We start from the raw sequence: 20,430 nt of genomic DNA on the forward strand, positions 1-20,430 counted from the left end.
GTCCTTTTGGCGTCAGTCGAATTCGGGCTCGTCCCGGTGCAGATCTCGCACGGCATAGGCTGTATCCTGTGCCTTGCTCAGCGTCCACCGGATGCGCGTCGCATACTCCATTGCGCGGCCAGATAGAACGATCTGTTTTGTCGCGCGCGGCTTTAAACGCCCTTTTTCAAGATAAACACTTGGTTCAACAGTTAATTTTCCGACACCATCATGGCGGAAAACCCAGATCTCTCCACTTTTCAGCGCCATCGACACCGCCGCACCGCCCAGATCAATGGCCGCGTCCACGTCAGGATGCAGGTGAAACCGGATATCAAAGGTGATGCCGTTCAAGCCTGAGGCATCCAAAGCCTTGTCAAATTGCCGTTTGTCCTTATCGGTCGCAGTCAGCAGGATATCTTCGACAATCAGTTCGCGCCCGTCAAAGCGCAGCTCGAACGTGCGGGCATGGGTCAGGCCGAAAGTTTTGGTGTAGCCATCATGACCAACCATAAAACGGTTGCCCTCAAACGCCTCTTCAAATTCGGTCGGAACGCCCTGTGGAGCATCAACCAATGCCTCGCTTTCACCGTCGCCGCCCGATTTCGCTAATCGGGCACTGGAATAGCCGTCCAGGCAAAGGGTCGAATGGGACGGCGTTGCACGCCCGGCACGGCGCCATTCCGAACCAAAGCTTTCACCCGAGCCGCAATTCACGATCAGGGGCCGTCGCCCTGACGTCAGCTCAAGGGCCAAGGTCGATGCATGAGCATTGAAAGATGCGGCGCCCTTGGGCGGGACACTGGCGTCAACAATTACACTGGTCCGCGCCGCATACAGCCGAGCAAACCCCATCGCCAACCCTTTCGCGTGGTGCGGTCGGACTCCGCTTTGGGCCAGCGCCTGATCCAGCCGACCCTCGACCCCGCGCCCACCTCCGTGAAACCGGGCCAGTGAGCCGTCAGAGTGCCGCAGACTGCGCAGAGTCGGGGCCATGCGCTTTATCGCATCGGCCTGCGCGCCCGGAGTTCCCCGCCCCAAATCACCCAGCGCGGCCGACGTCCAAGACAAGAGGGTGAACACCTCAAGCAATTCCTCGGGGTTACGGGTGGAAATCCCACCCTGCGGATCAATCTGTTTTTCACACTCTTTCGCAAGAGCCCGAAGGGCCGGATCGGCCATATGTTCGAGCCCTTTCAACGCCAACCCAGCTTGAATCAGACCGGCCAGCGCCTCAAACCGCGGCAAGCCCGGTGTAGCAGCCTGCCAGCGCTTGGACAGAAACCAGGTTTGTTGCGCCAATGAGCGGAAGAACTGGCGGCCTTGTTTTTCATCTGCGCCACGCAGCAGAAATGCGGCGTGGGTGATCCAACGCAGAATCCGCCGCCCGGTCAGATCAGGCACCCAGCCGGGTCCTTGCCCGCGACCGTGTACGTCGATCCAGCCCCAAACCCAGCGCTGCGCTTTTTCGCGCGCGCGCATGTCGCCAACAGCCGCCAGATCATCCAGCCAGGCAAAACCGTGTCGTTCATTATCAAAACCGATGCTGGGGGCAGTGACATCCCAAAGGGCGGTGTCCTCAGCCTCGACAAGGAAGCCGGCAAACAGCAGATTCCCAGCCACCAGTTGCCGCCCCCGCGCGAACGATCCGACGGTGCGCGGCTCGGGTTCATTCACGAATCCCGCGACGGCTTTGCGCCGCTGGCTCAGCCGCGCGTACAAACGGTTTTGAAACCGAGTCCACCTGCCGGTCATGGTTTGCGATTTCGACATGACGCTCGTTACTCTGCCCCTCGCGCTCTGTTGGCGCCTGAGACCCAACGATAGACCGGTGCGCTCGTCAAGTCACCGAAAAGCATGCGCTCAAGCCGATTTGTTCAAACTGACGATGTAGAACCCATCCATCCCGCCGCGATCCGCCCAATAATCAGGCCGCAGACGCAGGCCGCCTTCTTCGGTGATCCAATCCGGTTGGATACCGGCAATGTTCAGCGCTTCGCGGTCCACCGTCATATCGGGGAACTGATCCAGCGCTTCTTCGATCTGTACCTCACCTTCGTCGGGTAACAGGGAACAGGTGCAATAAACCAGCCGCCCGCCGGGTTTCAGCAACGTCCAGGCATGAGCCAGCATCTGCGCCTGCAACTCGATCAATCCGCCAAATTCCGATCCATCCTTGGCAAAAGGCAGATCGGGGTGGCGCCGGATCGTACCGGTCGCGGAACATGGCGCGTCCAGCAGGATGGCATCGTATTGACCCTGATGCTCCAGCGCGTCGCCTGAAATTACATTTGCCTTCAGACCGGTGCGTTTGAGGTTTTCGCGGACACGTTCCAGCCGCGCTTCAGAGATATCCAGCGCCGTCACCTCGGCCTCAGCAGCGGCCAGTTGCAGCGTCTTGCCGCCGGGCGCGGCGCAGAGGTCCAGCACTTTTTCTCCGGCCTGCGGTGCCAAAACACGCACCGGCAAAGCCGCCGCCGCGTCCTGAACCCACCAATCGCCTTTGTCATAGCCGGGCAATGCGGAAACTTGCCCTGCGTCCTGCAACCGCATCGACCCGGTCGGCAGCGCCTCTCCGGGGCCAGTGGCACCCGGCTTGACCGTTATATCCAGCGGCGCAGCGGCAAAATGGGCTTGCTCCATTCCGGCTACGGCCTCTTTACCCCAGGCCATGCTCAGCGGATCACGCAGCCATTCGGGCAAGCGCGGCACCCGCATTTTCGGCCATGCCTCTGGCCCTTCGGCGGCCATCTTGCGCAATACCGCATTCACCAGCCCCTTGAGGCGGCCATGCTTGCGCGAGCGGCCTACGATCTCGACCATCGAGTTGACTACGCCATGTGCCGCCTCTCCGTGACATAGCTCGACCGCACCCAGTCGCAGTGCGTTATGAACGGTCAGTGCGGGCGTGCGGTTCAGGTGGTTGTCCAGCAAGCGGTCGACACGTTCCAGCCCGCGCAAAGTTTCCAATGTCAGGCGTTGCGCCCGTGCGCGGTCTTCCGGCCCCAGCCGGTCCAGCGCGCCTGCGGCCAGACATTCGGACAACAGGCGCCCTTCACCCAAGATCTGATCCAGCAGATAGATCGCGCTGCGTCGCGCCGCTGTTGCGTTGTCGGACATGGAACCGCCTTTGTTTTATCCCCGCCCGCATTGCAAAGGGCGGACGCGGGCGTATATCAAGCCCCAGCACGAAAAGGAACCCGATGTCATGAGCGACGACCGCAAAGACCTGCCCCCCGCTGCCCAACGCGCGTTGGCCGAGGCCGAAGAGCGCCGCAAAAAGGCCGAGGCCAAAGCGAATGAGATGCCCAAGGAACTGGGCGGGCGCGACGGCCCTGACCCCGCACGCTATGGCGATTGGGAGAAAAAGGGATTGGCGATCGACTTCTGAGCGTTCAGCCCCGAAGCGCTTGCAAAAAATCACCGATCAGCGCGCGCTGCTTTTTCGATTTTGCACGGTCTTCCGGCCATGTCAGCCAATATCCGTCCTTGGTCTTCAGTTCCGGCAAGTCCAACCGGCGCAACCGTCCCGCCTGTAAGTCCGCATGGGCCAGCGGCAGTGATCCCAACGCCACGCCGATCCCCTGTCGGGCGGCTGAAATGGCGTGTTCCATCGAATCGAAACTGATCTTGGACGTCGGCAAGTCTGCCTGTTCGGTTTCACGCGCCCAGTCGCGCCACGCAGGGCGCTCCCCCCGCAGATCAATCAGCGGCGCGCCCCAATCCACACCCGGCGCGGCCATCGGGACCAACACCTCGCGTGCGATCAGCTCTGCCTCGCGACTGGGCCATGCCCCACGGCCATAGCGGATTTGCAGCCATGTGCGTTCTTCGTCCAATGTGGATCGACGCGCGACCGAGTCCGTCATCACCTGCACTTTGGGCCGCATCTCGTGTAACCGTGCCAGCGCCGGTACAACAAGAGCGTGAATATTCGACGACAACCCGGCAACCCGCAGCTCGCGAGGTGATTTGCCAAACAGGTCTTCGGTGTTGCGCTCCAACGCCTGCAAACTGTCCTGCACCAAGGGCAGATAGCTTTCACCTTCAACCGTAAGCGATACGCCGCGTGCCTCACGCACAAACAGCGTTCGGCCCAGCCATGCCTCAAGGTTGCCAATCCGCTGGCTGACCGCCGCCTGCGTCAGCCCGAACTCGCGCGCGGCGGCTGAGAACCCACCCAGTCGCCCCGCAGCCTCGAACACGCGCAGCCAGTCCAGCGGCGGCAATCCGATCTTTTTCTTAGCCATAAGATTTTCCAAGCCTCAGCCGAAAGAAGGATTAATTGTCGTAATGCCATGAACGGCGTATCTGCTCAACCAAAGCCCGCGCCGAACAGGAGACCCCCATGCTGCGCACCGCCACCCATGACGCCTCGGTTGTGACTATTGAGTTTGACACTGGCACCCAAGCCCGCTTTCACGCCATCTGGCTGCGCGACAACGCGCTGGACCCTGAGACCCGCGCGCCCGGCAACGGCCAGCGCCTGATCACCATCGGGGACATCCCTGCCGACATCGCAATCAGCACCGCCGAGGTTGTTAACGGCGATCTGCGCGTCACCTTCCGGCCCGAAGACAAGACGGTGACCTTCCCCGCCGCGTGGCTGGCCGATCACGTTTATGACCGCGCTACGCCGGTCGCGCTTGGCCGTACCGCGCCCGGCATCACCACCTGGGAACGCGGCATCGACGCGCCCACCGGGGACTGGGCCGAAGTTCACGCCAATCCCGCTGCCAAACGCAACTGGCTGGCCGCCGTGGCTGAGTTCGGCTTTGCCAAGCTGACCGGCGGCCCGACCGAGGCGGAATCGCTGCTGCAAGTGGCCGATCTGTTCGGCTATGTGCGCGAAACCAACTACGGCCCCTATTTCGAGGTTCGGACCGAGGTGAACCCGACCAACCTTGCCTATACCGGACTTGGCTTGCAGGCGCATACCGACAACCCCTATCGCGACCCGGTGCCGACGCTGCAAATCCTGTACTGTCTGGAGAACAGCGCCGAAGGGGGCGATTCCATCGTCGTTGACGGCTTCCGCGCCGCCGAAAAGCTGCGCGGCCAAAATCCCGAAGGCTTTGCCCTGCTGGCGGGCTATCCGGCGCGGTTCGAATATAAGGGCTCTGACGGGGTCTGCCTGCGCTCGCGCCGCCCGATGATCGAACTGTCGCCCGACGGAGAGCTGATCGGCATCCGATTCAATAACCGCTCGACTGCGCCGCTGGTCGATATCCCGTTCGACAACATGGAGGCCTACTATGCCGCCTATCGCCAACTGGGCGAGATCATCGACGATCCCGCAATGGGCGTATCGTTCAAGCTGGAACCGGGTGAAAGCTTCATCGTCGACAACACCCGCGTCCTACATGCGCGACTGGGTTATTCCGGTGCAGGTTCGCGCTGGTTGCAGGGCTGTTACGCCGACAAGGACGGTTTGCTGTCCACGCTGGCGGCGATGGAGATAGCGCAACCGGAGGCGGCGGAATGAAGCCTGATTTTTCGACCCTGAACCAGGACAACATCGTCGCCTTCATCGGCGACATCTTCACCCGCCGCGGTGGAGAAGAATATCTGGGCGAACCCGTCACCATGGCCCAACACATGCTGCAAGGCGCCACCATCGCCGAACAAAACGGTCAGCCCGAGGAAATCATAGTCGGTGCATTGCTGCATGACATTGGACATTTCACCTCGGAATTCGGCACCTATCACCCCGACGACACCGAAGACCGCCACCACGAAGATGCGGGCGCCGAAGTGCTGGAGCAGTTCTTTCCGTCGGTCATCACCGATTGCTGCCGCTATCACGTGGCGGCCAAACGGTATCTCTGCGCCACCAAGCCCGAGTACTTCAACCGCCTCTCCGCCGCGTCGGTCCACACGCTGGAACTGCAGGGCGGCCCGATGAGCGCGGAAGAGGTGGCCGCATTTGAATCCAACCCGAACCTGAAGGAAATCATTCAGGTCCGCTATCTGGACGAGGCGGGCAAGCGCGCCGACATGGAAACCCCCGATTTCGCCCATTTCGCGCCGATGGTGCAACGCATGGTCGACAAGCATCTGGGCACGTCATGACCGCGCCGGAGTATATTTTCGAGGCCAGCTCGAAACCGTCGCTGCCGTGGCACGAGGTCCCTCTGATCCGCGCCACGGATGAGACGGTCAAAGGTTATGGCTGTCTGGTCGACGACCCCGAGGGCTTTGAGATTGAGATCGTGCGCTGGCCCCAACAAGGCTGGCGCCCCATCGACGAGGGCACCGGCGACGAAGGCGGTTGGGTCGAGGGCACGTTCAAGTGCGACTGGCAGGGCGACGTGCTGTATGGCGAGAACGAAGCAGTGCAGGGCCATTACGTCCTGGGATGGTCTGCGGACCCTCAGACCGCGCAGACAGAGCGGCAGACAGCCCCGCGCGATCAGGTGCTGCTGTGGCACATGAACTATCACCCGGATGGCGGGCAGATGTTCTGGCCGTTGGACAACAAACCCTTCATCGTCCCCGCTGCCCTGCCCGGAGACAACCTGACGCCTGACAAGGTGGTGGCGTTCTGGTGTGACGGTTCACGCGGTCTCTATATCCATCCCGGCATCTGGCATGAGGGGATATTCCCCGTCGAAGATAATCAACGCTTTCTTGATCGTCAGGGCCGCGTCCATGCACGGGTCAGCGCCGATATCGGCAAGGAATTCGGTGTCTATCTCGCCTGTCCGTTGCGCGCAGACAGGATCAAAGACCTGTAGCCAAAACGCCTTGATGCGCGGAACGCTTGCGCATGATCCAGATCTGCACCGCCAACAAGTAGGGCACGAAGAACGCGAAATTCTGCACCAGATCAAACGGACCCGAGAAATCGGGCTCTGACCCCACCCCTCCGGTCAGCAAGTACCAAAGCGTGTAATGCACACGGTAGAGCCACGACCCAAGCGCCAGCCAAAACAGCCGCAGCCCCCTGACCCAATGCCCTTCGCGATCCCGGATCAAGGCCATCCGTGCCAGCATCAGCGCTGCGGTAAACAGGCACAGCCCATACAGGAAAAACGCAGCAGACATCACCGGCCCGCCAATGGTTCCGCGCAGGGGGATATAGGTCATTCCGGCCAGCCCTGTGATCAGTGCCAGCGTGATCAGCACAGCGCCCAATGCGCGGTGAAAGCGGTTGAACTTCTGCCGAAGGGCGCGGATCAGTTGCAGTGGCACAAGTGCCACCAAGAGCGTTCCGGCAAAGATGTGCAGCATCATGGCCGTGTTGCCGATACGTGCATCATCCGTGAACAGATAGCTCTGCCGGGATGCGTCGTCTGACAGCCCAACGCCGATCATGCCGAACCCATGCAGCACAAAGGGCAGCAGTGTCAGGTAAAACACCGCAAGCAGGACGCCGGTTGTCACTCCAAAGGTCAACTTCCGCATGTGTCCGAGCTTAGCGCCAGTGGGCGATCCGTCTATGGCCTACAGCCCCAGCACATCCACCATGTCGTATTGACCGGGTGCCTTGCCCTGCCCCCACAACGCGGCTTTCAAGGCACCGCGCGCAAAGATGGCGCGGTCAGTGGCAAGATGGCGCAGGACGATGCGCTCACCCGGCGCGGCGAACAGGACGTCATGTTCGCCGACGATGTCGCCGCCGCGAATGGCGTGAAAGCCAATATTACCGCGCTGGCGCGCACCGGTGATGCCATCACGGCCCCTGTCCGCCACATCCGCCAGCTTCACGCCACGCCCTTCGGCTGCGGCCTCACCCAACATCAACGCCGTCCCCGAGGGCGCGTCTACCTTGTGGTGGTGGTGACCTTCGATCACTTCGATATCGAAATCTTCGTCCAGCGCAGCGGCGACCTTCTTGGTCAGTTGGACCAGCAGGTTGACACCAAGGCTCATATTCCCTGCACGTACGATCACCGCATGACGCGCCGCCGGTTCCAGCGCTGCGATCTGTTCGTCGGTCATGCCGGTTGTGCCGATCACGTGGACACAACGCGCTTGTGCCGCCAGCGCGGCAAACTCCAAGGTTGCTTCGGGCGCGGTGAAATCAATAACTGCCTGCGCCTGAGCAAACGCCTCCAGCGGGTCGTCGGTCACGGCAACGCCCAGCGCTTGACCGCCCATCGCTGTGCCCACATCCTGACCGATCCAGTCATGACCTGCACGCTCAACGACACCGACCAGACGCGCCTGATCGCTGTCGGTGACAGTCTTGATCAGCATCTGCCCCATACGGCCCGAAGCCCCTGTGATGACGATCCCCGGAATATGGGTCATGGCTTTTTCCTCTGAATTGGTCGGCTCAAAGCCTCCTACCTCGTTCGCGCCCGCTTGGCAAAGCCCAGCTTTGGGCTTAGATCGGGGGCATGGCAAAGAACAAATTCCACGATGGCCCCGGCCCGTCCCAACGACAGCTGCGCGTCGGCGAACTAATCCGCCGCACCTTATCCGAGGTTCTGGCGCGCGGAGATGTCCACGACCCCGACCTGAACCGCATGTCGATCACCGTGGGTGAGGTGCGCACCTCGCCCGATCTGAAGATCGCCACCGCCTATGTGCTGCCTCTGGGCGGTAAGGGGCAAGAAGACGTGATCGAACTGCTGGCCCGCAACAAGGGTGAGCTGCGGCGCATGGTCGGCAAGAAGGTCGGCCTGAAATTCTCGCCCGATCTGCGGTTCCGCCTGGATGACACGTTTGACCGTCTGGACGACACCCGCCGCATGTTCGGACAGGACGCGGTGCGCCGCGATTTGGACGAGTGATCCGAGCGCTTACGGCCTTGGGCGCGGCCCTTTGGGCCGCGCAAGCCTCTGCGGTCACCTGTGAAAAGCTGACCCACGAGGGCAAGCGGTACACCATCTGCGAGGTGGATGCCGCATCCGAAGATTTGCGCCTTTTCCTGAATGACGAAAACGGCGATCTGCTGGGACATTTCTCGTCAGTGAACGAGGCGCTGGCCCCCGGTGGCAAACGGCTGGCCTTTGCGATGAACGCAGGCATGTATCACGACGACCGCTCACCTGTCGGCCACTATGTCGAGGACGGGCAAGAGCAGATGCGCGTGATCCCCAATGCAGGCCCCGGCAATTTCGGCCTGTTGCCCAACGGTGTGTTTTGCATCCGCAACGGCCGCGCCGATGTGTTTGAGACGCTGCGCTTTGTCGATCAGGCGCCTCAGTGTCGTTTCGCCACCCAATCCGGCCCGATGCTAGTCATCGACGGAGAGTTGCACCCCCGGTTTCTGCCCGATTCGACCTCGCGCTATGTGCGTAACGGCGTTGGGACCAGCGCGGATGGCACGCGTGCGGTGTTTGCAATCTCGGACGATTACGTCACCTTTCACGAATTCGGTCGGCTGTTTCGAGACGTGCTGGACATACCGAACGCGCTGTTTCTCGACGGCAATATCTCTCGGATGTACGAACGTGCCAGCAACCGGTCCGATATCGGGTTTTCGTTGGGGCCAATCGTGGGAGTGGTCGAAGACGCGCCCTGAAATTGACACCCGCCAAGTGATCCGCTAACCCGCGCGCCTTAGCAAGAATCTAGGTGTGATATGGGACGCAAACGCAAGGGTCGCGACATTTCCGGGTGGCTGGTGGTGGACAAACCCGCGGGTATGACCTCGACCGCAGTGGTCAACAAGGTGCGTTGGGCGATGGACGCCAAGAAAGCGGGCCATGCGGGGACGCTGGACCCCGAGGCCACCGGCGTTCTGGCCGTAGCTCTGGGTGAGGCGACCAAGACTGTTCCCTATATCACTGACGCGCTCAAGGCCTACACCTTCACCGTGCGTCTGGGTCAGGCCACCAACACCGACGATGCCGAAGGCGAAGTGATTGCGACATGCGATGCGCGCCCCTCGGACGATGACATCAAACAGGCGCTGACCCCGTTTCTGGGTGACATCATGCAGGTGCCGCCCAAATTTTCGGCGGTGAAGATCGACGGCCAGCGCGCCTATAAACTGGCTCGTGATGGTGAGGATGTGGAATTGTCGGCCCGGCCTTTGTGGGTTGAGGAACTGATCCTCGTCGACCGTCCCGACGAAGACCACGTTGTGCTGGAAATGACCTGCGGCAAAGGCGGATACGTCCGCTCCATCGCCCGCGATCTGGGCCAGGCTTTGGGCTGCCACGGGCACGTCAAGGAACTGCGCCGAATCTGGTCCGGCCCGTTCGAGGTCGAAGATGGCCTGTCCATCGAGCAGATCGACGAAATGGCCAAGACCACCGCACTGGACGAACACCTCCACCCACTGGAAACCGGCCTCGCCGACCTGCCCGAACTGAAATGCACCCCCGAAGGCGCAACTCGCCTGCGCAATGGCAATCCGGGCATGGTTCTGGCCTCGGACGTAGAGTACGGCGACGAAGCTTGGGCCTCACTGGACGGCAAGGCCGTGGCCGTCGGCGTCTACAAATCGGGTGAATTGCACCCCAGCCGGGTGTTCCAGCATTAGCCCACGAACCATTTGGCAACAGAAAATTCACTGAACAGGGCGCGGCGCGAATTCACGTTTTGCATCGCCGTTCGTTTGTCGTACCAGTGCGTGAACAGTTAATTTTCAAGTCCGCACACAAGAGACGGTTCGTATTGATGCTGAAAAGAGCCAATGGGTTAAACTACGTCAGATTTTTCAGAAGAATGTTCGCGGCTTGGGATTTTGACTGGTACCTGGAAATCGGCTGCCGCGGCGGTCGGGTTTTGTCGCAGTCCAGAAGCAAATCCATTGGGGTTGACCCGGTGTTTCGCCTTCAAACGGACGTTCTTGGACAAAAGCCGGCATTGCACCTGTTCCAAGAAGAAAGCGATACGTTCTTTGAACAGGACCGCTTGGCAACCTTGGGTGCTCGCCTTTCCATCGTGTATATCGACGGCATGCATCTGATGGAATACGCCTTGCGCGACATCATAAACGCCGAAAGGAACAGCAACCCAGGTGGCGTTTTATTCGTACATGATTGCTTCCCCTTTACCCATGACATGACAACGCGCGATCTTGATGCTTTGCCCAAAGTCTGGACGGGTGATGTATGGAAGCTTGTACCGATCCTGCAAGAATATCGACCAGACCTTGAACTGACCTACCTCGACGCTGCGCCAACTGGGCTGCTGGCGATTTCTGGACTTGACCCTGCAAACACAATTCTGTCACAGGCCTATTCCGAGATTCTGGCCCGGTATCAAGCGACAACGCTTCAGCAATACGGAGAAGATCGCTTTGCTGACTTGTTTGAATTCACAAGTGCCCGCCATGAGATGGCAACAGGATTTGGACTTGTCTCCAAAGTGGCAAAACCTCACGCGCCCGTTACAAAAATCACGGTGATCACCCCTTAATGGCAAAACGTCGCGTCATATTTGCCTATCGCGGGCGTCAATCTCAGATGGGATCGACCGTGATGAGGGTGCATCAATTGTCGGAAATGTTGCGCGTGTATCGCGGTGATGAGTTCGAGATCGAAGTGATCGGCATCGCGAAACCTAGGTTCCAACGGCGGCACCAGGCCTTCGTCGAACACGCCAAAGATGCCATAGTGATTGGCCTCAAATTCGCGATTGAAGACTTGGGGGAAGACAACATCTTGCGCCTCCGTGAAAACGCTCGCTCCGTTTGCCGTGATCATGTAGACAGCGTACCATCCCCCAAGGCCTTACCGCTGTATGACGCGCATATAATGGCGTCTCACCTAGGTCGTCAAAAGATGGAAAATCGCTTGCAAGCTGCCGGAATTTCAAGTTCTGCGGTGATGCATGTCACCCATCATGCCGATCCACGGCTACCCGCCAGAACAGGCGACATCGCTGACGCATTTTCGATCTGCTATCTTGGCAACCCTAAAAACATGGTGGCCAGTTCGGACGAAGTTGAGGTGTTGCCTTACATGAAAAAGGGTTTTTTCTACTGTTCACAGCTTCTCGCTCACTACACAGCCCACTATGGTGTGCGCACAGATCGGTATTCCAAAGAGGTCTCAAAGCCTTTCACCAAAGGCTTCACTGCGGCGGCAATGCACGCCAACATTCTAGTGGATCGCAATACAGATGACGCCTTGTTCTATCTTGGACCCGACTACCCTTTCCTGCTTGCGGACAACGATCCGCAAACGATTCTGGAGGGTTTGGATCATATGCGCTCAGCCTACGGCGGCGCAGAATGGAAGCACGGCCTGGATATTCTCGCCGGTGTTCGCCATCTCAGTTCACCCCGTCACATCATAAGCGAGCTTACGGCCGCCATTGACGTCGCTGAGGTAATGGCGTCAAGTCGTTGAGGTTTTCCGTTGCGTACAAATCAAGTTCTGGTCTTTAACCACAGGACTGAAGGACAATAGGGAAACAACAACCAAGTATGATCACCCGAACGCATACCAAGGGCGACGCGCCCTCGACCGCCATCTATTCCGATTGCGAAAAGTATCGCTATAGCCTGACCCGCGTCTGGGACCCAGTGGGGCGCAGGGCGTTGTTTGTTATGCTTAACCCATCGACCGCGACTGAGGTGCAGAATGACCCGACGGTCGAACGCTGCGAACGCCGTGCCCGCGCACTGGGGTTTGGCGCATTTCAGGTAACCAACATCTTTGCCTGGCGCGATACAGATCCGCGCAAGATGCGTGCCGCCGCCGAGCCGGTGGGGCCAGAGAATGACGCGGCCATTCTGGAGGGCGTGAACTGGGCCGATCAGGTCATTGCCGCCTGGGGTACCCACGGCGCACATCTGGAACGCGGTCCGGCGGTGGAAACCCTGCTGCGCGGCACCGGCCAGCCGCTGTTTCATCTGGGCCTGACCAAGGCCGGGCACCCGAAACATCCGCTCTATATCGCCTATACCCAGCAACCCGAACCGTGGTGATAAAGGGTTAACCACAAGGTCAGCTTGGCTTTGACCAAGCACTTGATCTCATGAAAAATTTACCCTCGGGGCAATGCGTTCACGGAGGGTTCCCATGTTTCTGATCGGTTTCATAAGCCTGGCCGCGGTCGGTGGCGCCGCCTATGTCGTGAGCGATGCGTTAATAACCGAAGACGAACCCGAAGAAGACATCAGCATCGAAGATGAACCCGACGAAATATCTGAGGGAGAGTTTCTGGAAATAGACGAAGATTCCGATACGCCGGAAGCCAACCCCGAGGCACAAGAACCTTCGAACGGGACGATAGTGTCCGAATACGAAGGCGACCTGGTAATCGCCGGCACTGACCAAACTGATGTTCTGACCGGGCTGGACGGCAACGATCAGATCAATGGGTACCAAGGGGATGACATGATCGACGGCGGGGCAGGTGATGATGTTTTGTACGGGGGCGACGGGGTCGACGTCATTACGGGCGGAGACGACGACGATACCCTTCACGGCGAAGACGGCGATGATCTTCTGGCCGGAGAAGAGGGCGACGATACGCTATACGGTCACTTCGGGCTGGATCGAATTGACGGGGGCGAGGGCGACGACGACCTCTATGGCGGTCAGGACGATGACACTCTGACGGGTGGTGAAGGCGACGACGCTCTGCATGGGGGCTTTGGTAACGACACACTGCACGGCGGCGCTGGCGAGGATGTTCTGTTTGGCGGAGATGGCGACGACCTTCTGACTGGCGACGATGGTGAGGCCGAACAGTCGCCCGACTTTCTGAACGGCGGTGCCGGAGAGGATACGATACTTGCAGACAGCGGTGACATCGTCACCGGCGGCGAGGGGGCCGATGACATCGTGCTTGCGCCTGTACCTGAAGACGAAGCTGTTACTATTATGGATTTCCAACCGGGTCAGGACAAGCTGTTCATCTCGTGGGATGGTCAGGATGACCCCGATATCCAGATCGAGAAAGACGCCGACAACGAAAACTTGACCCATGTTCGGATCGACGGGCAAAACGTGGCAAAGCTGCTGGGGGCGGAGGGGATGACAGCGGATGACATCCAACTGATTGCCGAGGCAGAACTGGCGCGGCTGGGCGCTTTGGGTTGATCCGGCAGAATCCCTTTGCCATTCGCCTAAAATCCGCTTATACGCGCGCATCCGCATCGGAATCGGTGCGGCTTTCTCCATGGGCCTGTGCTGGACGACATCCCGGCCTGCGCCATTAACTCTAACCTTTAAAGGAGACCCCGATGTCGATTACTGCCGCTGAAAAAGCACGCGTCATGCAAGAATTCGCAACCAAAGAAGGTGACACCGGTTCGCCTGAAGTACAGGTTGCCATCCTGACCTCGCGCATCAACACCCTGACCGAGCACTTCAAGACCCACAAGAAAGACAACCACGGTCGTCGCGGTCTGCTGAAAATGGTCGCCCAGCGTCGTAAGCTGCTGGACTACCTGAAGGGCAAAGAAGAAGCGCGTTATCAGGACCTGATCAAAAAGCTGGGCATCCGCCGCTAAGTACGGATCGCATCGCTTTCAGATTTCAAACGCCCGCCACTTTGGCGGGCGTTTTTTTGTTCGCACTGGGGAAGGTTCTCTGATTTCCGGTGGAAAGTAAGCGCCTATTGCGGCGCTCATCCCTCACGTAATTTCGCGAAATAAAGAACAATTGGAGGTGCGGAAGGTGTAACTTTCTGCCGGTACATCCCCAGCTTCAGTTTTCCAACACTGCCAACGCCCAGCGTTCTGCCTTTCCATTGATATACAAGCTTTTCGTTTACCCAGACCATGAAATGACCGTCTGGATTCTTCGACCATTTTGCATCCACTTTTATTCGATGCCATCGTCCGGTCAGAGATGAGCGAGGAATGATAGTCTTTACCAGGCTTTCGTAATTCCAATCGGTACTTTCGACCCGCTTCAAAGCAATCAAAGCACCATTTCGCACAGCAAACTGGAAAGGGTGCGAATTGGCACCCATCATGGAAAACTGAGTAACGATTACCTGTTGTGCGCCTCGATCAGTGAAACCGTCCGAAAAATAGACCTCCCAGCTGTATTGCCTTCGGTTACCGTGTTTGAACGCGTTGTATTTGCCGAACTCTACGCGCTCATTTCCATGCTTGCAGTCATTCCATTTGGCTTCGGTGCCGCAATCGCCATAACGAAGCTCCATTCTCAGTACCTTGTCTGAGCGTCCAACCGGAGCGTTGGTCACTATCTGCGCGCCATAGGATTTCGCGTTGGACCACTTTTCTCGCTTCAATCCGCGAAAGCCCTTATCAATTACCTCTCGCGGTGATTGGAGATCTTTCACATTTCGAACAACCGTCTCTGTTTTTGCAGGTGTAGCGACAGCCAGGCCGAGCATGAGTGCCACGAAAAACCCCAATACAATCCGAGGCAAATTCAACCCTCCAAAAAATGGATACCTAAAATTGAAACGCCCACCGCAAGGCGGGCGTTTCGCTTGTCTTCAAGGCTTGAGTCTTACATCTTCGCCTTTTCCGATTTCAGCGCCAACCACAGGCAGTAGCACATAATCAGAACCACCAGCGTAAACGGAATACCGGTCGAGACCGCCGCGCCCTGCAGGGCCGACAGGCCGCCTCCAAGCAGAAGTGCGATGGCGACGAGGCCCTCCAACGTACACCAGAACACGCGCTGGATCACCGGCGCGTCCATCTTGCCACCTGCAGTGATCGTGTCGATCACCAGCGAGCCGGAATCGGACGAGGTGACAAAGAACACCACGATCAGGATCAACGCGATTGGGGCTACGATGCCGTACAGCGGAAGCTCTTTCAGGAAGCCAAACAGCGCGCCCTCGGGGGCGTAGCTGTCGATCACCGTGGCGCGAACACCTTCGGCTCCGCCTGCGTTCAGCATGTCAATGGCGGCACCGCCAAAGGTCGACATCCACAGGGCACAGACAGCTGTTGGTGCCAGCAGCGCGCAGATCACGAACTCACGCACCGTACGGCCTTTCGAGATGCGGGCGATGAACATGCCCACAAAGGGTGACCACGCGATCCACCACGCCCAGTAGAACGTCGTCCAGCCGTGGAAATAGCTGGTGTCCTCTCGTCCGAACGGGTTGGACAGGGCGGGAAGGTGAAGCACATAGTCGACCATCACATTATAGTACCGCGCGATGGCAGTGCCGACGCCGGTGACGACGATCACAAAGATGAACAGCCCCACGGCCATGATCATGTTGATCTCACTCAGCCGCTTCACGCCCGCATCCATCCCCATCAGGACCGAGCCCAGCGCGATCATGGTGATACCGATGATCAGCAGGACAACAACGGTCGGGCTGGGTTCGATGCCGAACACCTCATTCAACCCCGCCGCAACCTGTTGCGCGCCCAAACCCAAGGAAGTGGTCAGGCCGAACAGGGTCGCAAACACAGCCAAGGTATCGATGATATGACCCCACCAACCCCAGACACGCTCGCCCAGAATAGGGTAAAAAGCGGACCTTAGCGTCAGCGGCAGACCGAGGTTATAGCTAAAGATTGCCAGGGCCAGACCCACGGCGGCATAGACCGCCCAGCCTTCAAGCCCCCAGTGATGGATGGTCCCGACGATGCCGATATATTCATTTCCCGGCACTGCGATATCGATACCCAAGGGGCGCGCGTTGCCGCCTTCGGCAAAGTTGTAATAGACCGGCTCCATCACGCCAAAGAACAGCAGCCCGATGCCGATACCGGCTGCGAACATCATCGCGATCCAACCAGCATAGGAGTAATCGGGTTTGGCATCCTTGCCGCCGATCCGTACCTTGCCCACCGGCAGGATGATAAGCACCAGACAGAACAATGTAATCGCGTCCACCGATAGGACAAGGAACCAGTCGAACGTGCTGGTCAGCCAGGGCCGGAGCCACCCAAAGAACGTGGCTGCGGCCTCTTGGTTGGCCAATGCGATCAGAACGAACGCGAAGATCAGGATACTCGAGATCAGAAAGACCGGGTTGTGAATGTCCAGACCGAATGGCCGGACGTTGTCCTGACCCAGTTCATATTCGGTCTCAAAGTCATAAATCCGGGGATCCGGATCCAACATTTTCTTTGTTTGAGTCATCCGACTCTCCCTCAGTTTGCTACGTGCAAACGCCAAGGTCTTGGGTCATTGGACATCAGTTTTTTGGATTTCCTCGGCGCGTTTCCTGCCCTTTCGACCACATCTTTCGTGGTAAGAGCTTACACCGGCTTCAAAAATTCGCAAAATGCATTCATATTTTAGAATTGAAATCGCTCTGGCAAGGGTGCCAGGGGCGTGCATTCAACTAAGGAATCCGGCCTATTCGGCTGCTGCCGCGCCACCCGTTTTGCGGCTGCCCGCAGCCCGCAAACGATCCTTCAGGTTAGGCTTCCAAGTGGTCTGACCCTCTTGTGTTTGCAGCGTTTCGACAAGGTCGGCATCCAGCCCGAACGTCGCGCGCATTGGCATCACACCGTCAACCACGTTCATCTCATAATCCGAGGGATCAATGACCAGCTTCCCGGTCAGGCGCACTGGCTCATGCGCATATGCCGGTGCCCAATCGTCATGCAGCCGCACCCGGATCATCTGGTTTGGCGCAGGTGGCGGCAGGTGGCTGCACATGCCGGGCTGCGGCACCAAATAGACCACTGATCGCCCGTCTTCATCCGGCGGCGCAGGCAGGGCAAATCCCATCAGGGTCACAGTCTGCCCGTCAAGACTGGGGTTTCCGCTGGTATTGGCCATGTCGCGCCGTTCCGACACGATCTTGCGCTGAGACAGCAGCCAGTCGATGTCGATCTGATCAGCCGCCAGCGCGCCTTCGGTTTCGGCCAGAAGGTCCTGCCATTTCTCACGCTCTTCTGCACTGCCGACATCCTGCTGCAACCGGCCCCGCAGGCGCAGCGCGAACAGAAGATCGTCGAATTGTTCGGGTGTGAGGTCGCGGAACGGATCGTCGAAGCTCTGCACCGACGGGTCCGGCAACGCAGCCCAGTCCAGCGGAGTAGCCGGTGCAGCGACGACCGGACCGGTCAGCCCCAGCAGCGCCAGCGATGCCACCTTTAACCATGTGTTCATTCGCAGCCTCCGCCAGAAACCCGCACAGTGCCCGCATCTTAGCGACCAACGACCCACGGCGTCCATGCCGCTATCATCACAATATCCATGGGGCGACCAACCGCCTGACCCGTTCGGTTTCGCTTTCCTTTGGACGCAATCTCATGTATGCGCGCTGCATCTGAGACGTTGTGCCCTGACCCCGGCACTCGAACGGAAGATAAATTGGGGTCGGCGGCAATGGGGCCGCCATGCAAAACCGGAGACCCGCAGGGGCGGGAGTGCTCCGTTCTAGGATACGCATATGTTTGATGTAACAAAGAAATCGATTCAGTGGGGCGAAGAGACGCTGACACTGGAAACCGGCAAGGTTGCCCGTCAGGCCGACGGCACCGTGATTGCCACGCTGGGCGAAACCAGCGTCATGGCGAACGTGACCTTTGCCAAGCAGCAAAAGCCCGGTCAGGATTTTTTCCCGCTGACCGTACACTACCAAGAGAAATACTATGCCGCCGGTAAGGTTCCGGGTGGCTTCTTCAAGCGCGAGGCGCGCCCGACCGAGAAAGAGACGCTGACCGCGCGTCTGATCGACCGTCCGATCCGCCCGCTATTCGTTGACGGCTTCAAGAACGAAGTTCTGGTGATGTGTACCGTGCTGAGCCACGATCTGGTCAACGATCCCGACATCGTTGCAATGATCGCCGCTTCGGCTGCCCTGACCATTTCCGGCGCCCCGTTCATGGGCCCGATCGCCGGTGCCCGTGTTGGCTTCGTGGATGGCGAATACGTCCTGAACCCGACCGTGGACGACATGCAGGACCTGCGCCTGAACCCCGAACAGCGCCTGGACCTGGTTGTTGCTGGCACCAAGAACGCCGTGATGATGGTGGAATCGGAAGCTTACGAACTGTCCGAGGCTGAAATGCTGGGCGCCGTGAACTTCGCGCACGAACAAATCCAGCCGGTTCTGGACCTGATCATTGATCTGGCCGAAGAAACCGCGAAAGAGCCGTTCGAGTTCGTCGCCCCCGATTATTCGGATCTCTACGCCGCTGTTTCCGCTGCCGGTGAAGAGCAGATGCGCGCCGCCTTCGCACTGACCGACAAGCAAGAGCGCACCGCCGCTGTTGCCGCGGCCCGTGAAGCGATCAAAGAAGCGCTGACCGAAGAACAGCTGGAAGACAGCAACCTTGGTTCGGCGATGAAAAAGCTCGAGGCCGGCATCCTGCGCGGTGACGTCGTCAAAGGCGGCAAGCGCATCGACGGTCGCTCGACCACCGATGTCCGTGCCATTGAAGCCGAAACTTCACTGCTGCCACGTACACACGGTTCTGCCCTGTTCACCCGTGGTGAAACACAGGCGCTGGCCGTGACCACGCTGGGCACCGGCGACGATGAGCAGTTCATCGATGCGCTGCATGGCAACTTCAAATCAAACTTCCTGCTGCACTACAATTTCCCTCCGTATTCGGTGGGTGAAGTTGGCCGCGTGGGTTCGCCTGGTCGTCGTGAGATCGGCCACGGCAAGCTGGCATGGCGCGCGCTGCAGGCGGTTCTGCCCGCACCGACGGATTTCCCCTACACCGTTCGCGTGGTGTCTGAGATCACTGAATCGAACGGCTCGTCCTCGATGGCTTCCGTCTGCGGCGGCTCGCTGTCGATGATGGACGCGGGTGTTCCGCTGAAAGCACCGGTTGCCGGTGTGGCCATGGGTCTGATCCTGGAAGATGACGGTGACTACGCTGTTCTGACCGACATTCTGGGTGACGAAGACCACCTGGGCGACATGGACTTCAAAGTGGCAGGTACCGAAAACGGCATCACCTCGCTGCAGATGGACATCAAAGTCGCAGGCATCACGCCGCAGATCATGGAAACCGCTCTGGCACAGGCCAAAGAGGGCCGGATGCACATTCTGGGTGAGATGGGCAAGGCCCTGTCCGAGACCAACGAATTCTCGGTCCACGCCCCGCGCATCGAGACCATGAACATCCCGACCGACAAGATCCGCGAAGTGATCGGCTCGGGCGGTAAGGTCATCCGCGAGATTGTTGAGGTTTCGGGTGCCAAGGTCGACATCAACGACGACGGCGTCATCAAGATCGCCTCGCCCGATGGTGAATCGATCCAGAAGGCCTATGACATGATCTATTCGATCGTGGCAGAGCCGGAAGAAGGTCAGATCTACACCGGTAAAGTGGTCAAGATCGTCGACTTTGGTGCTTTCGTAAACTTCTTTGGCAAGCGGGACGGTCTGGTCCACGTGTCCCAGATCGAAAACCGCCGCCTCAACCATCCGTCGGATGTTCTGAAGGAAGGTCAGGAAGTAAAGGTCAAGCTGCTGGGCTTCGACGACCGCGGCAAGGTCCGCCTGTCGATGAAAGTCGTTGATCAGGAAACCGGTGAAGAGATCGTTCCCGAGAAGAAAGAAAAGAAAGAGGAAAGCGCAGAGTAATCTGTTCCTCTCTCAAATGATGAAGGCCCCGGTGAAACCGCCGGGGCCTTTTTTGTGGTACAGTGCCACCTAACCCAGCGGGAGGGATGG

At 59.0% G+C, this 20,430-nt stretch carries 21 protein-coding genes; 13 read left to right on the forward strand and 8 right to left on the reverse strand.

Annotation, left to right across the window (positions count from 1 at the left end; all coding sequences use genetic code 11):
* Positions 1-12 precede the first annotated feature (12 nt).
* On the reverse strand, positions 13-1,752 hold the full coding sequence (locus ACR0LN_RS09850; protein ID WP_480429418.1) for a heparinase II/III family protein: 1,740 nt from the start codon (positions 1,750-1,752) through the stop codon (positions 13-15).
* Positions 1,753-1,842: 90 nt separating this feature from the next.
* Positions 1,843-3,099 (reverse strand): RsmB/NOP family class I SAM-dependent RNA methyltransferase, encoded by a 1,257-nt coding sequence (locus ACR0LN_RS09855; protein WP_480429419.1) that lies wholly within the window; start codon positions 3,097-3,099, stop codon positions 1,843-1,845.
* A gap of 88 nt (positions 3,100-3,187) precedes the next feature.
* Here ACR0LN_RS09855 and ACR0LN_RS09860 point away from each other — a divergent pair, with 88 nt between their 5' ends.
* Positions 3,188-3,370 carry a DUF1674 domain-containing protein gene (locus ACR0LN_RS09860; protein WP_480429420.1) on the forward strand — a complete coding sequence of 61 codons (183 nt, stop codon included), beginning with the start codon at positions 3,188-3,190 and terminating at the stop codon, positions 3,368-3,370.
* A gap of 4 nt (positions 3,371-3,374) precedes the next feature.
* Here the strand turns inward: ACR0LN_RS09860 and ACR0LN_RS09865 are convergent, their stop codons facing one another.
* Entirely contained in the window at positions 3,375-4,229 is an 855-nt protein-coding gene (locus ACR0LN_RS09865) for a LysR family transcriptional regulator (RefSeq protein WP_480429421.1), read from the reverse strand.
* Between the two features lie 98 nt (positions 4,230-4,327).
* Here ACR0LN_RS09865 and tmpA point away from each other — a divergent pair, with 98 nt between their 5' ends.
* The 3 genes from tmpA to ACR0LN_RS09880 are packed head-to-tail and all read left to right on the forward strand — an operon-like array spanning position 4,328 to position 6,716.
* On the forward strand, positions 4,328-5,464 hold the full coding sequence (tmpA, locus tag ACR0LN_RS09870) for a 2-trimethylaminoethylphosphonate dioxygenase (RefSeq protein ID WP_480429423.1): 1,137 nt from the start codon (positions 4,328-4,330) through the stop codon (positions 5,462-5,464).
* Positions 5,461-6,051: a (R)-1-hydroxy-2-trimethylaminoethylphosphonate oxygenase gene (gene tmpB / locus ACR0LN_RS09875; RefSeq protein ID WP_480429425.1), complete on the forward strand. Its 591-nt coding sequence runs from the start codon at positions 5,461-5,463 to the stop codon at positions 6,049-6,051. Before tmpA ends, tmpB begins: the two co-directional genes overlap by 4 nt.
* Complete coding sequence (locus ACR0LN_RS09880) at positions 6,048-6,716, forward strand: ureidoglycolate lyase (RefSeq protein ID WP_480429427.1); 669 nt, start codon at positions 6,048-6,050, stop codon at positions 6,714-6,716. Before tmpB ends, ACR0LN_RS09880 begins: the two co-directional genes overlap by 4 nt.
* Here the strand turns inward: ACR0LN_RS09880 and ACR0LN_RS09885 are convergent.
* Entirely contained in the window at positions 6,703-7,386 is a 684-nt protein-coding gene (locus ACR0LN_RS09885; RefSeq protein ID WP_480429428.1) for a DUF2306 domain-containing protein, read from the reverse strand. The genes ACR0LN_RS09880 and ACR0LN_RS09885 overlap by 14 nt on opposite strands.
* A 39-nt stretch (positions 7,387-7,425) precedes the next feature.
* Positions 7,426-8,235 carry a 4-hydroxy-tetrahydrodipicolinate reductase gene (gene dapB / locus ACR0LN_RS09890; protein ID WP_480429430.1) on the reverse strand — a complete coding sequence of 270 codons (810 nt, stop codon included), beginning with the start codon at positions 8,233-8,235 and terminating at the stop codon, positions 7,426-7,428.
* A gap of 89 nt (positions 8,236-8,324) precedes the next feature.
* Here dapB and rbfA point away from each other — a divergent pair, with 89 nt between their 5' ends.
* From rbfA to rpsO, 8 genes are all read left to right on the forward strand, one after another.
* Positions 8,325-8,720, forward strand: a complete 396-nt coding sequence (rbfA, locus tag ACR0LN_RS09895; RefSeq protein ID WP_480429431.1) for a 30S ribosome-binding factor RbfA — start codon at positions 8,325-8,327, stop codon at positions 8,718-8,720.
* On the forward strand, positions 8,717-9,454 hold the full coding sequence (locus ACR0LN_RS09900) for a phosphodiester glycosidase family protein (protein WP_480429432.1): 738 nt from the start codon (positions 8,717-8,719) through the stop codon (positions 9,452-9,454). The genes rbfA and ACR0LN_RS09900 overlap by 4 nt, the downstream gene beginning before the upstream one ends.
* 60 nt (positions 9,455-9,514) lie before the next feature.
* On the forward strand, positions 9,515-10,420 hold the full coding sequence (gene truB, locus ACR0LN_RS09905) for a tRNA pseudouridine(55) synthase TruB (RefSeq protein ID WP_480429434.1): 906 nt from the start codon (positions 9,515-9,517) through the stop codon (positions 10,418-10,420).
* Positions 10,421-10,704: 284 nt separating this feature from the next.
* On the forward strand, positions 10,705-11,301 hold the full coding sequence (locus ACR0LN_RS09910; RefSeq protein ID WP_480429435.1) for a class I SAM-dependent methyltransferase: 597 nt from the start codon (positions 10,705-10,707) through the stop codon (positions 11,299-11,301).
* A gap of 95 nt (positions 11,302-11,396) precedes the next feature.
* Entirely contained in the window at positions 11,397-12,236 is an 840-nt protein-coding gene (locus tag ACR0LN_RS09915; protein ID WP_480429437.1) for a hypothetical protein, read from the forward strand.
* Positions 12,237-12,313: 77 nt separating this feature from the next.
* Positions 12,314-12,817 carry a DUF1643 domain-containing protein gene (locus ACR0LN_RS09920; RefSeq protein WP_480429438.1) on the forward strand — a complete coding sequence of 168 codons (504 nt, stop codon included), beginning with the start codon at positions 12,314-12,316 and terminating at the stop codon, positions 12,815-12,817.
* 94 nt (positions 12,818-12,911) lie between these two features.
* The gene (locus tag ACR0LN_RS09925) at positions 12,912-13,937 is read left to right on the forward strand and encodes a calcium-binding protein (RefSeq protein WP_480429439.1); all 1,026 of its coding nucleotides are present in this window, start codon (positions 12,912-12,914) and stop codon (positions 13,935-13,937) included.
* Positions 13,938-14,080: 143 nt separating this feature from the next.
* Positions 14,081-14,350 carry a 30S ribosomal protein S15 gene (gene rpsO, locus ACR0LN_RS09930; RefSeq protein WP_170329634.1) on the forward strand — a complete coding sequence of 90 codons (270 nt, stop codon included), beginning with the start codon at positions 14,081-14,083 and terminating at the stop codon, positions 14,348-14,350.
* Positions 14,351-14,466: 116 nt separating this feature from the next.
* Here the strand turns inward: rpsO and ACR0LN_RS09935 are convergent, their stop codons facing one another.
* The 3 genes from ACR0LN_RS09935 to ACR0LN_RS09945 form a co-directional block, all read right to left on the reverse strand.
* The gene (locus ACR0LN_RS09935) at positions 14,467-15,204 is read right to left on the reverse strand and encodes a heparin lyase I family protein (protein WP_480429683.1); all 738 of its coding nucleotides are present in this window, start codon (positions 15,202-15,204) and stop codon (positions 14,467-14,469) included.
* 119 nt (positions 15,205-15,323) lie between these two features.
* Complete coding sequence (locus ACR0LN_RS09940; protein WP_480429441.1) at positions 15,324-16,925, reverse strand: BCCT family transporter; 1,602 nt, start codon at positions 16,923-16,925, stop codon at positions 15,324-15,326.
* Positions 16,926-17,144: 219 nt separating this feature from the next.
* The gene (locus tag ACR0LN_RS09945) at positions 17,145-17,906 is read right to left on the reverse strand and encodes a DUF3299 domain-containing protein (RefSeq protein WP_480429443.1); all 762 of its coding nucleotides are present in this window, start codon (positions 17,904-17,906) and stop codon (positions 17,145-17,147) included.
* A gap of 283 nt (positions 17,907-18,189) precedes the next feature.
* On the opposite strand from ACR0LN_RS09945, the gene pnp reads away from it, so the two are divergent.
* Positions 18,190-20,340: a polyribonucleotide nucleotidyltransferase gene (gene pnp / locus ACR0LN_RS09950; protein ID WP_480429444.1), complete on the forward strand. Its 2,151-nt coding sequence runs from the start codon at positions 18,190-18,192 to the stop codon at positions 20,338-20,340.
* Positions 20,341-20,430: the final 90 nt, after the last annotated feature.

This window comes from Ruegeria sp. AA6 (assembly GCF_056542865.1).

Bases quoted from the DNA above. Each gene is read 5' to 3' on its own strand.
- ACR0LN_RS09850 (WP_480429418.1), bottom strand. From the start codon at position 1,752: ATGTCGAAATCGCAAACCATGACCGGCAGGTGGACTCGGTTTCAAAAC.
- ACR0LN_RS09855 (WP_480429419.1), bottom strand. From the start codon at position 3,099: ATGTCCGACAACGCAACAGCGGCGCGACGCAGCGCGATCTATCTGCTG.
- ACR0LN_RS09860 (WP_480429420.1), top strand. From the start codon at position 3,188: ATGAGCGACGACCGCAAAGACCTGCCCCCCGCTGCCCAACGCGCGTTG.
- ACR0LN_RS09865 (WP_480429421.1), bottom strand. From the start codon at position 4,229: ATGGCTAAGAAAAAGATCGGATTGCCGCCGCTGGACTGGCTGCGCGTG.
- tmpA (WP_480429423.1), top strand. From the start codon at position 4,328: ATGCTGCGCACCGCCACCCATGACGCCTCGGTTGTGACTATTGAGTTT.
- tmpB (WP_480429425.1), top strand. From the start codon at position 5,461: ATGAAGCCTGATTTTTCGACCCTGAACCAGGACAACATCGTCGCCTTC.
- ACR0LN_RS09880 (WP_480429427.1), top strand. From the start codon at position 6,048: ATGACCGCGCCGGAGTATATTTTCGAGGCCAGCTCGAAACCGTCGCTG.
- ACR0LN_RS09885 (WP_480429428.1), bottom strand. From the start codon at position 7,386: ATGCGGAAGTTGACCTTTGGAGTGACAACCGGCGTCCTGCTTGCGGTG.
- dapB (WP_480429430.1), bottom strand. From the start codon at position 8,235: ATGACCCATATTCCGGGGATCGTCATCACAGGGGCTTCGGGCCGTATG.
- rbfA (WP_480429431.1), top strand. From the start codon at position 8,325: ATGGCAAAGAACAAATTCCACGATGGCCCCGGCCCGTCCCAACGACAG.
- truB (WP_480429434.1), top strand. From the start codon at position 9,515: ATGGGACGCAAACGCAAGGGTCGCGACATTTCCGGGTGGCTGGTGGTG.
- ACR0LN_RS09920 (WP_480429438.1), top strand. From the start codon at position 12,314: ATGATCACCCGAACGCATACCAAGGGCGACGCGCCCTCGACCGCCATC.
- ACR0LN_RS09925 (WP_480429439.1), top strand. From the start codon at position 12,912: ATGTTTCTGATCGGTTTCATAAGCCTGGCCGCGGTCGGTGGCGCCGCC.
- rpsO (WP_170329634.1), top strand. From the start codon at position 14,081: ATGTCGATTACTGCCGCTGAAAAAGCACGCGTCATGCAAGAATTCGCA.
- ACR0LN_RS09935 (WP_480429683.1), bottom strand. From the start codon at position 15,204: ATGCTCGGCCTGGCTGTCGCTACACCTGCAAAAACAGAGACGGTTGTT.
- ACR0LN_RS09940 (WP_480429441.1), bottom strand. From the start codon at position 16,925: ATGACTCAAACAAAGAAAATGTTGGATCCGGATCCCCGGATTTATGAC.
- ACR0LN_RS09945 (WP_480429443.1), bottom strand. From the start codon at position 17,906: ATGAACACATGGTTAAAGGTGGCATCGCTGGCGCTGCTGGGGCTGACC.
- pnp (WP_480429444.1), top strand. From the start codon at position 18,190: ATGTTTGATGTAACAAAGAAATCGATTCAGTGGGGCGAAGAGACGCTG.